10 protein-coding genes are annotated in these 14,062 nt (G+C 58.4%); 2 read left to right on the plus strand and 8 right to left on the minus strand.

Annotated features, from left to right (window positions below; all coding sequences use genetic code 11):
- Positions 1-525: IS110 family RNA-guided transposase (locus SO156_RS31880; RefSeq protein ID WP_498537523.1), on the plus strand; the 525-nt coding region annotated here is incomplete at its 5' end.
- Between the two features lie 313 nt (positions 526-838).
- On the opposite strand, the gene SO156_RS31885 is transcribed toward SO156_RS31880, so the two are convergent.
- Positions 839-1,252, minus strand: a complete 414-nt coding sequence (locus SO156_RS31885; protein ID WP_458150836.1) for a YybH family protein — start codon at positions 1,250-1,252, stop codon at positions 839-841.
- 447 nt (positions 1,253-1,699) lie between these two features.
- Between SO156_RS31885 and SO156_RS31890 the strand changes: the two genes are divergently transcribed.
- The gene (locus tag SO156_RS31890) at positions 1,700-2,833 is read left to right on the plus strand and encodes a serine hydrolase domain-containing protein (protein ID WP_498537524.1); all 1,134 of its coding nucleotides are present in this window, start codon (positions 1,700-1,702) and stop codon (positions 2,831-2,833) included.
- A gap of 514 nt (positions 2,834-3,347) precedes the next feature.
- On the opposite strand, the gene SO156_RS31895 is transcribed toward SO156_RS31890, so the two are convergent.
- From SO156_RS31895 to SO156_RS31925, 7 genes are all read right to left on the minus strand, one after another.
- Complete coding sequence (locus tag SO156_RS31895) at positions 3,348-4,307, minus strand: hypothetical protein (RefSeq protein WP_498537525.1); 960 nt, start codon at positions 4,305-4,307, stop codon at positions 3,348-3,350.
- Positions 4,308-5,411: 1,104 nt separating this feature from the next.
- A complete protein-coding gene (locus tag SO156_RS31900; protein ID WP_458150839.1) occupies positions 5,412-6,629 on the minus strand; it encodes an HlyD family secretion protein in 1,218 nt (405 codons plus the stop codon).
- 13 nt (positions 6,630-6,642) lie between these two features.
- The gene (locus SO156_RS31905) at positions 6,643-8,178 is read right to left on the minus strand and encodes an MFS transporter (RefSeq protein ID WP_498537526.1); all 1,536 of its coding nucleotides are present in this window, start codon (positions 8,176-8,178) and stop codon (positions 6,643-6,645) included.
- A 1,034-nt stretch (positions 8,179-9,212) separates the two neighbouring features.
- Positions 9,213-9,905 carry a response regulator transcription factor gene (locus tag SO156_RS31910; protein ID WP_458150841.1) on the minus strand — a complete coding sequence of 231 codons (693 nt, stop codon included), beginning with the start codon at positions 9,903-9,905 and terminating at the stop codon, positions 9,213-9,215.
- 21 nt (positions 9,906-9,926) lie between these two features.
- Positions 9,927-10,307, minus strand: a complete 381-nt coding sequence (locus tag SO156_RS31915; protein WP_458150842.1) for a response regulator — start codon at positions 10,305-10,307, stop codon at positions 9,927-9,929.
- Positions 10,304-10,951 carry a response regulator transcription factor gene (locus SO156_RS31920; protein ID WP_498537527.1) on the minus strand — a complete coding sequence of 216 codons (648 nt, stop codon included), beginning with the start codon at positions 10,949-10,951 and terminating at the stop codon, positions 10,304-10,306. Before SO156_RS31920 ends, SO156_RS31915 begins: the two co-directional genes overlap by 4 nt.
- Positions 10,948-13,746 (minus strand): sensor histidine kinase, encoded by a 2,799-nt coding sequence (locus tag SO156_RS31925; RefSeq protein WP_498537528.1) that lies wholly within the window; start codon positions 13,744-13,746, stop codon positions 10,948-10,950. Before SO156_RS31925 ends, SO156_RS31920 begins: the two co-directional genes overlap by 4 nt.
- Between the last annotated feature and the right edge of the window lie 316 nt (positions 13,747-14,062).

The raw sequence follows: 14,062 nt of genomic DNA on the forward strand, positions 1-14,062 counted from the left end.
CGCGAAGCTCTTCCAACTGCGATGAAACAGGCGCTGCAGGCCATTGTCGATCAACTCGCAGCTCTGGAAATGCAGATTGGGGCTCTGGATCGCGCCATTCACGCCCATCATCGTGCCAACGATATGAGCTGCCGCCTCGAGACCGTGCCGGGGATAGGCGTGATCGGGGCCACGGCCATCGCTTCCACTGTCGCAGACCCGAGTGATTTCAAATCCGGTCGGGATTTTGCAGCATGGATCGGACTTGTGCCGCGGCAGCACTCGACGGGCGGCAAGGAGCGGCTCGGCGGCATCTCCAAGCAGGGAGATCGCTATCTCCGGCGGCTGCTCGTCATCGGTGCAACAGCGGTTGTTCGACACGCCCGGCAGCACCCGCAAAAGCATCCCTGGGTCATGAAGCTGCTGGCAAAGAAGCCGGCCAAACTCGTCGCCGTTGCCGTTGCTAACAAGATGGCGCGCATCGCTTGGGCGATCATGGCCAAAGGAGGACACTATCGAGCGCCGGAGCTCGCTGCAGCCGCCTGAAGAGGCTTGGCAAAGGGAACGTGAGGCGACGGCGAGCAAGACAATCAAATTGCGAGGGTGATGATGGTGTGATGCGAAACGGTCGAGCCGTCGATTGGGACAACCCGCTTCTGGGTCATGGGCGTCAAAGCCCGTGAAAATGATTGGGACCCGATCCGCGGACTACATCAGGGCCAGCGGTCATGGTGCCGCGCAAACAGGCCGGACACATGACTTGCACCCGACCGCAAGCCGAACGCCAGATTCTTCTTGCAACGCGGGCGTCGTCCACACATGACCCACAGCCGACGTGCCGGCTGACTAGCCGGCGGAATCAATCCTTAGCGGGCTCCGAGTGATGTTCGTGCGTAATGCACCAGCTGCCGTCGACTTTGCGTAATCCCACAGTGAGCCTGAAGAGAAAACCGTCCTTGTCCGCGGGGTTGCTAGACGAATTGAATCCACACCACATGATGGCCACCGCGAAGGCGACCTCCGCGCCCGCTGTGATGGCGAGTTCCCGGAAGTCAAAGGCTGTGCCGGGTTTGTGGTAGCGAAAAAACAGGTCCCACGTCTGGGCGTACGCTTCGACGCCTCTGCATTGAAGTGGCGGCGGCAGATCGAACATCACCATTTCTTGATCATGATGCGCGAGAATCGCGGGAAGATCGTGACGACGGACAGCGTCGGCCCAGCCCTCAAGCAGAGCTTTGATCGGGGCTTCTTCGGCGTTGGCGTGTTCAGGCATAGCTTAGTCTCCCTGTTGCGATCCCAGGACGCATGGAGGGCAGACTATCCGACATCGTCTGTGAGAAAATCTTCTTCACCTTTGAGGCTTGGCGGAAGTTCAGAAGCGCTTTTCCTGTCAGTTGCAAGCTTTGACCCATCCGCTGAGAACTCAACGGCATGGGAACACAACGGAATGAGCGCCGTCGAAATCGAAGGCGGCATATACTTCCACGGCGTTCGTCTGTTGATGTCGCCTGCTGGCCCTTCGCGTCATTCGCTGCGTCTGCTCAAACGCGGTCGCTATTGGGACCGAAGCGGACATCGATTGGTAGTGAGCACTGCCCGGCTCAGTCGCGAATGACCCCATTTGAGACACTGGGCCTAGCCCGACAGCAGCCAGCATGCTTTGTTTGAGGCTAGTATGATCTGGTGCTTTGTGTTCGGGCCACGGAAAGCGAGGCGCCAAATGATCCTGTCGCGACGCACGGTCCTCGCCGGAATGGCCGCGACCTTGAGCAGCAGGTTTGCGTGCGGGACGGAAGCGGCCGCCTTGGGTGACATCCTCAGCTCCTTTGACGGCGAATTGAAGAGACGCGGCGTTCCCTCCATCAGCCTGGCGCTGGTCGAGGATGGAGGTATCAGTCTCATTCAACGCGGTCTGCGTCGTATATCGAGCGGCGAGGCGGTCGACTCAAGGACGCGCTATCAGGCGGCCTCAATGTCGAAAACGATTGCCGCTCTCACGGCGTTGGTTTTATCGATTCAAGGTGAAGTGTTGCTTGACGCAGATGTCACACAGTACCTCAAGCGCTGGCGACTCCCCGCGCTTCCCGTCGGATCGTCCAGGCCTGTAACGCTGCGTCGCCTTTTTGGGATGACCGCCGGCTGCAACGTCCCGGGATATGCCGGGTACGCCGTAGACGCGATGTTGCCGTCGGATGTTGCGATCTTATCGGGTCTGCCGCCTTCAAATTCGCCTGCAGTGGCGATCGTTAAGCCTCCCGGGGTCGTGCAGGCCTACTCTGGCGGAGGCTGTCAGATTGGCCAATTGGCGCTCGAAGATGCCACCGGACGATCTTTCAGTAGCCTTGTCGAAGAGGCAGTACTGCGTCCTCTCGCGATGGACCTGTCTGGCTTCTGGCAACCGCCGGCAGCGTCACAGAACGCCGAACTCGCCCGCGCACACGATGGCAGCGGGCGCGAGATCGATGGCGGGGGGCACGTATATCCAGAACTTGCAGCTGCTGGTTTGTGGTCGACGCCATCGGATTTAGCAAAGCTAATCGTGGCAATGGCCAAGGCGGCGCAAGGGGACCGTGGTACGCCCTTTGCTGAACACGGCCTTGACGAAATGCTGACCAGTGTCGACGGCCTTGGTTATGGGCTGGGTGTTGCGCTCGCGGGCTCGGGCCGCGATCTCGTCGCGATGAAGCGCGGCAACAATCTCGGTTTCCGCGGTGGTTTGGTTGCTTGTCCGGGTCGCGCACAGGGCGCGATAGTGATGACCAATGGTGACGATGGCGAATCAATCGTTGATGCTGTGCTCGACGCTCTGGCTGAGCGATACAGATGGCCTGTGCGAGCTCCGTGGCCCGAGTGAAAACCTTATCTGTACGGGAAGCTTCTCGGGAACCGGTTGGTGACCCGGGCTAGACGATACGCCTGCACCGATTTCGATCAATCTGCTAAAGAAGCGGGCGAAAGGCATTTGATATTTTCTTTTGGGTTCGGCTTTTATGTCCGCTATGGGCCGCCGATTGCGTCATTGCGGTGTCGCATGAACTAGGTCACTATAGGAGCCAAGCGGACGTAGTCTTCAGTCAAATGACGCTGCGGGGTTTATAGGTACACGGCCTAACAGCAGCGGTATTCGCTGCCGCGTTTGCGAAACTGGAGCACCCTCCCCCAGCCTGATGGACGCGGAGGCGCTGGAAGCAAAGCGCCTGCAGCCGCCAAGCTTTCGATACGCAACATCGCAGCCGAACTCGCAAGGCTAGGTCACCTCAACGAGAACGGCGTGAGATTCTCTCCTTCGTCGGTGAAATCGATGCTCTCGTAAGCGCGCCGGGAAACCTAGGACATGGAGGCTTGGACAAAAGTCACTCCTGCTAGATCTAATTGCGGAAACCGAAGATTTGTGAGAACGACGGGGCCTGGGCATTTTGCACAGCCTGTGCTTGGGCGTCTTGTGCGGGTGGGACCTGTACCCGTGCAGTTGGCTCCCGCTGGATCTTTTTTTGCGGATTTTGCACGGCCCGTATCTCTGCCCGGGCATGATGGACGGGCCGGACGTGTTGGTGCGTTTGCTTGGACCGAAGCGGTACTCGGGCATTTTCCGCAACCTGAGCCGGTGCATCTTGAACGGGCTGTGCCTGCGTATCTTGCTCGGCCGCCCAAGCTTGGTATTGCCTAAACAGGGCTTCAGCTGGCAGCTCACTATTTTCCGTCCGCCTCTGACCGGCGGGTTCAGAGACGGCAGCAATTTCGTCGCGGGTCGGCGCGTCCTTTGCGGTCGGCGGCAAAGTCTGAGCGTCACCGGTAGATTGAATCCTTGGCGTGCTAGGCTGAGTCTGACCGGCGGGTTCAGCGGCGGCAGCACTTTCGTCGCGGGTCGGCGCGTCCTTTGCAGTCGGCGGCAAAGTCTGAGCGTCACCGGTAGATTGAATCCTTGGCGTGCTAGGCTGAGTCTGACCGGCGGGTTCAGAGGCGTCAGCAATTTCGTCGCGGGTCGGCGCGTCCTTTGCGGTCGGCGGCAACGTCTGAGCGTCACCGGTAGATTGAATTGTTGATATCGACCGGGCGGTGCCAGGCTGAAGCGCCGATTTGTCGACCAGCGAAGCCGTAGCTTTCGCAATGGAATCCGTGACGTCCGCAAAGAGCGTCACTGGATTCCCCACCGATAGAATCGCGATACCGATCGCTGTCGCCGTTGCAACCAAACCACACGTCTTAAGAACTCGCGACGAGATAACAGCTGCTCTGTCCCACGCTTTCCCGATACCCTGCTGCTCTGGTTCATCGGCGAGAAAGATAGGTAAAGGATAGTCCGGATCAAAACTGTCTTTGGTCGGCATTGGGCGAGGTCTCCTCTTAATGTTCTTGTCGACCAAGTACCCTGCTATCGAGGTGCAAAAAGCGGAGAAATCTTGATTTCACTTGGGCTGGGGAACCGCACGATTCGCCGGTCGGTGCCCTCAGCAGCCTTTTGGGAACTCACCGCTCACACTCTGAGAAGCTGACTCCGCACACTGACGCGGCCGTTTGCGCCAACGGGATACGCAATAACGGCTGTTGCGATTGCTTTTCGGCGGATGTTGCGCATGCGCTTGGGGGGCAGAAGCGGACATCAAGGGGGCCCGCGGCCCCGCCGAATCCGTCGAGAATGACCCACAACGGACTCCGGCCACCTGCGCGAGAAACTAGGCGGGTATGGGCGCTCTGCGGTCGGAGCAGTCTAGGGCGCGCCTAAATAGAGGGCCGTACCAGCGTTTTCATGTATCGTCCGATTTAACCGGCGGAGATAAGAACGTGCGATATGCTTTGGTCATCGCGATGTTGTTTGGGTCGACGCTGCTTGCTGAGGCAGAGCCTATCGATCGTGACAAGTGGATCGCGCAAACTGGAAGAGCGAGCAAATCCTGCCTCGCTAAATTTCGGCACAAATTCGGGGAAGACAACGGACACCAATACTCAAACTGTATGACAGATCAAACTAACAAAGCGATCGATGACTGCGTTGGTAGTAGTGAGTTTTCTAACTGTGTTTTGGAGAAATCATTGAGGGTATTGGAAGTCTGCGACCTATCGAGCTGCTGAAAGTCACGTTTCACGTTGCCTTACCTAATACCGTGAGGAGGCTTGAGAGGCGATTGAAAAACATCGGGCTGTCGCCTATTGGCCGCACGGAGGCTGACTTCGAGACTTGGCGTGGCCAGCGTGACTGGACCGCGTGGAAGGGCCGGATGCACCACGCTGTGTCGGCAGCGGAAGCGCTAGCCGGGTGGCGGCTAGCTTCTGCCACGCTACTTGGAATCTCGTGCGGGCGAGGGCGAAACGATGTCGAGCTGCCCGACATCCGGAACCCCAGGACCTGGCCACATTCCATCGTCGGCGCTGTCGATTTTTTACTCAGGCTTCATCGCCGAATCACGCTCGCCACGATAGGGATGCGAGGCAGTTCATCTACCGAGACGCTTGGTTCTATTGGCTGTGGTCGCAGCGGCCAGGGATTCTGCGATGGGTCGGCCCGCATCGAACGTCCGATGGGAGCCGACAACGTCTTGCAGGCCTGTCTCGACCGTAGCCTCAACCGAGAGGCCGACCCGAAGGAGCCGCGCAAGTGGCTGATTCGGAGACAGCTTGATATGGACCGGCAAGCGTTGGACGATCTTCGTGAAATTGCCGGTGGCGTTGTCGGACTTGATCGCCGCGAAAGTCGTCCCGGTGGCTGCAGGCACGCCGAGCACCGTACCATCGAGATCGATGTTATAGGCATCGACGTGGATGCGGGCATGCTGCCCCGGCTGGACGTGTTTCAACTGGACTTCGCGGTAGTTCGCTTCGACATAGACGTCGGCGAGCGGCACGACCGCCATCAATCCGGCGCCTGGACTGACGTAGTTTCCGACCTGCACGGCGCGCTGGCCGACCATGCCGTCGACTGGTGCACGAATCTGCGTGTAAGAAAGATTGAGTTGCGCCTGCGTCAGCTGGGCTTCGTCGGCCTTGATTGTGGCCATGGCCGCATCTTCTTCTGCCTTGGCGATCGTGAGTTGCGCCCGCGCGGCCTCCAGCGCGGCCTTAGCGCCGTTGGCTAATGCTTCGCCCGTCAATAGGGAAGTGTCAGCCTGCTGTTGCATCTTCACAGTGCCAGCGCCCGTGGAGGCGAGCTGATTGTAGCGATTGGCATCCTTCTCTGCAAAGCTGAGCTGCGCCAGTGCCATTGCCAGCTGCGCTTCGGCCTGGGCGATCAACGCCGTTTGACGGCTGATATTGGCGGCGGCATTTGCAGCCGCAGCGCGGTCGCGCAGTAGCGTTGCCTGAGCTGTGTCCAGGGCGGCACGAAAATCGCGATCGTCAAGTTGAACGAGGAGATCGCCGGCCTTGACCATTTGATTGTTATCGACAGCCACCGAGGTGATCTGACCAGCAACGCGCGACGCGATTGTCGCATAGTGTACACGTACATAGGCATCATTTGTCCAGACATCGGACGTAGGCATATAGATGCGCCAAAGCACAGTGGCGGCGCTTGCTGCGATGGCGCCACCTGCCAGAAGCCAAGGCCAGCGGGTTCGCCGTTTCTTCGCGGGAAGCTCTTCTACCTTATTGGGCGGGGTAGGAGCGCCCGTCGGCGTGGTCTCACCGCGTCGGACATTGTCGGAAGGAAGGAGCAAGATCATAGCCTCCTTATTTCTTGGCAAACAGAACACGTGGCGGATAAGTGCGCTCGGGGAGGATCACCACGAGCGTTATAAAGGCGACGATGAGGGCAGCCATGACGAGATAGACGTCGGCTGTCGTGAGCACGTGCACCTGCTGCGCCACGGCCTCGACGAAGCGTTCAAGGCTTCCCGTAGCACTTGGGGTTCCGTTCGGCAGGAGCGGTGCCGGATCTCGTGACAAGAGCCCGTGGGCCTCCATGGTCCGGAAACGATTGAGACCGATCTGATCGACAAGCCGCTCGGAATGTAGGGCGCCACGCCAACGCTCGATGAGCTCGATAAGCCAGATCCCCACCGGCTCGGCCAGGGCGCGGGTCGTGTTGATCAATGCCGAAGCGAGGGGGCCCTCGCCGTGGGAACGCACCGTATTCGTTGCCATCATCAGCAATGGCATGACGATCATCGGCTGGCCAATCATCTGGAGTACCTGCCAGACATAGAACTGATCGCGATGCCAGCTGACGTCGACGGATGAGGCGCCAACACAGGCGATCAACATCAGCGCTAGGCCGAGAAGCGTTACCGCCCGCGCATCCACGTTCCGGTGGTCGAGCAAGAACGCCGTTGCCGGCAGCATCACAAACTGGCCGAGCGCAACGACAAGTGTGATCAGATGAGCCTGGACTGGTCTGTAGGCTTGCACATTTATCAGGAACTTCGTTGGGATCAGTGTCGAAGAGGCGCTGAGCACTACGAAGACAAAAAGCGCAAGCGCTGCATATGCAAGATTGCGTCGCAGCAGCATCTGCAGCTTGAGGAGCGGTAGTGGATGGAACCACTCGTTGACGAGGAGCAACGGGATGGCGATGCTACTGACTAGTGCGAGGTCACAGATGAGCGGAGAGTTAAACCAATCCAGCCGATCGCCCTGCATCAACATTGTGGTGAAAGCGCCAAAGCTCAGGATGATCAGCAGCGCGCCACGCCAATCGAAGAGCTTGAGCCGGTCGTATTCGGGTTCGCCGGGGTCCATGCCGTACCAGACCAGCACAGCCGCTAAAGCGCCCAAAGGGAGTGCCGCCAGGAAGGCGAATTGCCAGTTGCCGATGACGTCCGTCCAGAGCGCGGCGAGCGAGGCACTGAAAGGCGATGTGAACGTCGCTGTCAGCCCGTACACGGCCAAGCCATAGAGCCGGATTGGTGGCGGCAGGACCATCAGCGCCGTTGTCATGAGAAGCGGGATTGTGAGGCCGCCGGCGAAACCTTGGATCACGCGCAAAATTAGGACCGACTGCAGGTTGAGCGCCGATGGGATCAGAATGGTCGATGCCGCGACGACAGCGACGACGCAGAGCGTGAACCTACGAAGCGTGAACGTCACCGCGCACCAGGGAGCGAAAGCCATCCCAATGGCAAGTCCTGCGCTGTAGAGGCTTTCGATCCAAGTGCCGGCATCGTAATCGATTCCAAGAGAGCCTCGAATATCGACGAGCGCGGTTGACGTAACCGTATCGTTGAACTCGACGCTCATTGCAGCGATCAGCACGCCGAGTAAGCCCAAGAGTGGCCTCATACTCATGGTAGCTTCCGCACCTTTAGTTGTCCCGGCGGCCATGAAGGTTATGGCTGTCGCCGCCGTTGCGTTCGATCCCTTGACGACCTTCCGTTTAGTCTCCGAGCCCTGTTGAATCCGGCATGCGAATGGACTCGTAGTCACCACGGGGCTCGGTGAGTGAGTACGAGCGGTTCCGGTACGATCCGACGCAGCGCGTCGGGCCGGTGCGATATTGGATGAGGAAGCGACTCTTTGCCGGCCGAGTTGATGTTCGCGCGCCATTTCGGGTCTGGGCCGCTCATGTAGTGCAGCTCGGGCCGGTAACTGTCGCATACACCCAGAACCAGGTTGTGAACGACGCTGACGAGGTCGAAGATCGCCTCAGCCGCCTTGTGAGCAAAACCTGACATTGCAAACGAGCGCGCAGAAGCCGGTGCGAGCGTGCGTGGACTGACGATGCTCTACCAGGTCATCTTTCTTCTCCGTCCGGTTGGATGTGGGCACCGTGATGATCTAGCGGATCAGAGCTTCGGCTGCGCCAGAACGATTGCGGCACCTGAAGAGCGATTGCTGCTAACGCATCCGCTCCGGCCCATCGCTGCGGGGCTGCCTGCCGCGCCGTTCATGTCGGCTACTCAGCCAGAAGTGGAATGAAATGCCTTGCGCCGAGCAATCCTGCGATCTCGTCGAATTGAGTGCCGACTGCGCGCTGTGACCGGGCCACAACAAATTATAAATAAAGCTCGAGACTCTATTTGAAAGCGTCAGCGCTATTGCCCCTTCAATGATCCGCGCCAGTGCAAGGGCGGCGCAGCGCCACTTCACGTTACCGGCGCGGGTGTGATTGACGAGGTTTGCGGCAGCAACAATCGATCCGCAGCTTTGGCAATCACTCTGAAGCAGCGGCCATAAGTGAGCTATTGGCTCCGCCACCGCCCTGCGCAGATTCTCATGCGCCACACCTCCATCACAAGGCGCGACGAGCGCTCTGCTTGCGGCTAGCCGTCTGCCGTCAGTCTCTCACCAACCTTCTTCCTAGCTCAAGGCGGCCTGGAGTGATCGGGTTTGGTCAAGGCGCCCCGCACTTCGCGCAGATCATCGGGCAATGATTCCCACGAGCGGATCAGCTCGCCAATCGAGGCAACTTGCATTTTTCGCATTACGTTACCGCGATGAAGTTTGACTGTATTTTCGCTGATGCCGAACTCGTAAGCGATCTGCTTGTTGAGGCGGCCCTGAGCTACCGCCGAAAAGACCGCGCGCTCGCGCGGCGTTAGTGTCGCCAGTCGCTCGATTGCGCGGTTAACAGCGCCGGCCTTTGCCCTTTGCGTGACGTCCTGCCCGATTGCGGCTATGACAGCGTCGAGCAACGTCTGATCTCGGACCGGCTTTGTGAGAAAGTCCACCGCACCACACTTCATGGCTTGCACTGTCATGGGGATGTCGCCATGGCCGGTCAAGAAGATGATCGGCTTGGGATTTCCATCGACCGCTAGTTGATGTTGCAGGTCCAGGCCGCTGGCGCCTGGCATTCGCACATCAAGAATGAGGCAACCGGGTCGGTCCGGCACACCAGCATCGAGTAGCTCTCGGGTCGAAGCAAAGCATGCTGACTGCATGCCCGCTGAAAGTATCAGTTCGCGGAGAGACTCGCGTACGCTGAGATCGTCATCAACAATGACCACGAGCGGCTGGTCTTCGTCCACCTGAGAGTTGACGTGAATCTCCTGCATGATCCTTCCCCCATTTTTAGTTCATTCCATTTTCCTTGCATGTAAAGCCGCGGCGACAGCCGACAGCAAGTCCATCCAATCAAGAGGTTTACGGAAAAAACCGTTGATGTCTTTCGCGCTCGCCCGTTGTTGATCACCGATCTCGTGACGGCCAGTCATCAGGAACACCGGTAGTTCCGGCGAGGTCTTCTTTACTAAATCATGAAGCTCAAAACCATCCATGCATGGCATACCGATGTCGGTGACAAGGCAGTCGATGTCAGACAATCCTGCGTTGATCAGAGCTTTGGCTGACGAGAATGTGCGAACACCATACTCAGCCGACTCCAACAGCTCCCTCAGAGATTCCAGAACCCGCGGATCGTCATCGACAACCGCTATCGTGGGCTTTCCTCCAATCACGGATCAATTTCTCCTGCACGTCGAGAATGAGTGATCGGAATTTGAAGCTTTTCGGCTATTCGCACGAGATCTGCGAGCGAAGCCGCCGCCATCTTTTGCATTACATTCCGCCGATGGATTTGGAGCGTTACCTCACTGATTCCCAACTCTGCAGCGGCCTGTTTGTTGAGGAGCCCGCTTACTACCAGGGGTAACACGTCCCTCTCTCTTGGTGTCAGTGTAGAATAATGCTCCCGAAGTGCGGACATCTCGGCGCGTTCCAGGCGCGCCTGCCGGTCTTGAGCCAATCCACTTCTGACAGCCGTTATCAGGTCATTCTCCGCGAACGGCTTAGTTAGAAAGTCAACTGCGCCGCGTTTGATGGCGCTTACAGACGACGGGATGTCACCGTACCCCGTAATGAAAATGATCGGCGGATGATGGTCGTTGGCGATCTGCTTCTGCAAATCAAGGCCATTGATGTCTGGCAGCTCGACGTCGAGAATAAGACACGCGGGCAAGTCGGGTTTATCGGCCCGGACATACTCACCGGCCGAACCATAGGCCGTGGCGCCGATTCCATGCGAATCCAGCAACTCGACTAGTGCCTCGCGGATCCGCACGTCGTCATCGACGATGAAGACAACATATTCATTGATGTTCATTTGGCCGCATTCACTTCAACCGGTAGCGTGAAGATAAACCTCGCTCCATGAGGCTCGTTTTTTTCTGCCCACAGCCGTCCACCATGACCCTCTACGATTGAACGGCAGATCGCCAAACCCATGCCCATCCCTTGCTCTTTCGTCGTGAAGAATGGCTCGAATATCCTGTCGGGGAATTCGATGCCCATACCAAAATCGCTGATTTCAGTCTGCACCGAATTTCCATTTCGGTGCACACGCATGCCAAGAATGCGACCGTCCGGCGTCGAGTCCATCGCATCGAAGCCGTTTCGGATGAGATTGATCAGCACCTGCTGTATTTGGACCCGATCGAACGCGACAGGCGGAAGATTGCCTTCCACGTCGATCTTCATCTGAACGCGGCGTCGCGTCGCTTCCTCCGCCATGAGGCCGTGGGCTTCGGCAATCGCGCCACAGAGCGGCGCGCTGTCTCTCGGCTCCACAGATTGCCTGAACAGCGCACGAATGCGGCTGACGACATCCGCTGCCGAGTTCGCGTCCCGGATGATGCGATCGACCGTGATCTTCGCGCGCTCGACATTCGACGGATCGGCAGATAGCCAACGTTGACAGGCGTGTGAGTTGGCGACGATCGCTGCCAGCGGTTGGTTCACCTCATGCGCGATCGAAGCAGAAAGTTCGGCAAGACTTGCAGCCTGAGTGGCCTTGGCGAGTTTGATTGATGTGTCGCGGAGCGCCTCTTCGGCTTGTTGTGCGCGCACCTCATCGTCAACGTCAATGGAGACGACATACCATTGCACGATCGTTCCGCCCGCATCACGCACGGGCTCCGCACGGGTATCAATCCAGCGATATGCGCCGTCGACACGACGCATGCGATATTTCATGGAGAAGGGCTCGTCGCTAGCGAGAGAGTGGCGGATCGCCTCAAGTAGGCCGACCGAGTCATCGGGATGGACAAAACCATCGACGGTCGGCGAAAGTCGGCTTGTGCTGGGCGCGCCGATCTCCGCCAAGCCCATGCCTATGAAGTCTGTGAACCGCTTGTTGAAGAAGATTGGCTCGCCTTCGGGCGTCAGACGTCTGATAAAAATTGGAACCATATTTACCAACTGCGAGAGTTCCTGTTCCCGCTCGCGCAACGCCGCTTCCGCACGCTTGCGTTCGGTCAAATCGAGAATGTAGGCGACGCCTTGCCGGGACTGCCCCTCGAAGCAGGCAGCCCCGATCAGCACAGGCACCCGGCTGCCATCCTTCCTAAAAAACTCTTTTTCGCGGGCTTGCATCATGCCCGTCCTCTTGAGTTCCTCAGCCTCGTAGCGGGCATGCACCTCTTGCCATTCCGGAGGCGTCATATCGAACCATCGAAGCCCGGCCTGCAAATCCTCGCGTTCGTACTGGACCATGCGGAGAAACGCGTCATTGGCGTCGATGAGCAGTCCGTCCAGGTCCCAGATAACAATCCCTATAATATCTGAATCGACCAATCGCCGAATTTTGGCTTCTCGCTCCTCGATGTCGCTGTAAAGGCGCATCTGATCCTCTATGTCGTGACAGAGGCCGAACCACTGGACGATACGTCCGCTGTCGTCTCGCATCGGCTCGGCGCGGCCCGACATCCACCGGTAAATGCCGTCAGCGCGGCGCAGCCGATATCGCATGGCGAAGCTTTCGCCAGTGAGAAGGCTGTGATGGAGGGTCTCTTTGAACTGCGACGCGTCGTCCGGATGGACTGTCTCAACAACGGCCTGCAGTCGTCTCATGCCCGGCCTGTCGGTGTCCGCAACCTCCATGCCAAGGAAATCGACCATTCGCTTGTTAAAGAATACTGGCTCGCCGTCAGGGCTCAGTCGCCAAACCTGGCTCGGAACCATGTTCACGAGCTGCGAAAGCTCACGTTCGCTTTCGCTCAACGTGAACAGTGCTCGCTGGTGTTGCCGGGATATCGCGGCCACGATCAGAGCCGATAGTGCCGAGACGCCCAGGAACAGATGTAGCATGATCTGCTTCTGCCGCTGGGTCTCGGCATCGCCGATAAACTGACTAGCGCCGAATATTGTGAACGCCGCCGTGATCAAGGCGAGGAGGCTCAATGTGATGGCTGCGCCTTTAAACTCAAAGCGCACCGCAGCCCAAAGAAGGGGCGGCATGATGATGTAAGCGAAAGGCAAGTAGCCGCTCAAGGAAAGGGCGGCGACACCGAGAAAGATAAGCCCCAGGACACCAGCTTCGATCCACCGCGCGGCCGAGAGGTGGCCCTTGCTGCGCCAATTCTGGGATAACACCAAAACGACCGGCGCTACGATTAAGATGCCGGTAGCATCTCCGATCCACCAAAGAGGCCATGCTGTCGTGAGTGATTGCGATTGTATACCGAACCACACCAGCGTCGCACTGCCCACCGTCGCACCGACCACCGGTGCAATTCCGGCACCCAAGACGACGAATGCGAGAGTTTCCTGTAAGGTTTCCAGCCGAATTGGGCGCCCGCAGTATCGGTTGATAAGCCATGCGCCGGTTACCGCTTCAAGGGCGTTGGCGACGTATAACAGGACGGCCACAAGCAGTGGACTGCCGAACCAAAAGAAATTGCCAAACAGTTCCGCCAAACACCCTCCCAGGATCCACCAAGGCCAACTATGTCTGGAGGCGAGAACGAGCGTAGCAAGGAAAAGTCCGCCTGGTGGCCAAATGGAAATTCCTGTTCCGGGTACTATGGCGAGCGACTGTGCGAATCCGCAGCCCAACACGTAGGCCGCGATAAAAATTCCTAAATGCGAAAATTGAGGACGGTGTGACCAGACGCGTATCATCGGCTACTCCTGACAAAGGACGCGTGGCTGACCATCAGCATTAGTCTGGTACCTCATGCTCGCGGGCCTCAGCGATCGTGGCGCTTGGTCTTGATCGCAGGATGGGCTGATTTTTCTCCAACGAAGCGCGGCTGGCATCCTATGGAATCCATGTATGACCTCCCTCGTACGCGTTTCGAGGCTCCCGGGCGATAAGACTGGATGGATTATCGCTTGAATTTGAAACAACTGTCAGTGGCTCCCGACCGGGCAGTTGGCCCGCGACTAGATGCCGCCGGCATCGATCTTGCGCCCGTCGCGCCGGAGGCGCTCGTCT

This window comes from Bradyrhizobium sp. UFLA05-125 (genome assembly GCF_059803515.1).

Excerpts from the sequence above, each read along its gene's own strand:
- SO156_RS31910 (WP_458150841.1), bottom strand. The coding sequence starts at position 9,905 with ATGCAGGAGATTCACGTCAACTCTCAGGTGGACGAAGACCAGCCGCTC.
- SO156_RS31890 (WP_498537524.1), top strand. The coding sequence starts at position 1,700 with ATGATCCTGTCGCGACGCACGGTCCTCGCCGGAATGGCCGCGACCTTG.
- SO156_RS31925 (WP_498537528.1), bottom strand. The coding sequence starts at position 13,746 with ATGATACGCGTCTGGTCACACCGTCCTCAATTTTCGCATTTAGGAATT.
- SO156_RS31885 (WP_458150836.1), bottom strand. The coding sequence starts at position 1,252 with ATGCCTGAACACGCCAACGCCGAAGAAGCCCCGATCAAAGCTCTGCTT.
- SO156_RS31895 (WP_498537525.1), bottom strand. The coding sequence starts at position 4,307 with ATGCCGACCAAAGACAGTTTTGATCCGGACTATCCTTTACCTATCTTT.
- SO156_RS31920 (WP_498537527.1), bottom strand. The coding sequence starts at position 10,951 with ATGAACATCAATGAATATGTTGTCTTCATCGTCGATGACGACGTGCGG.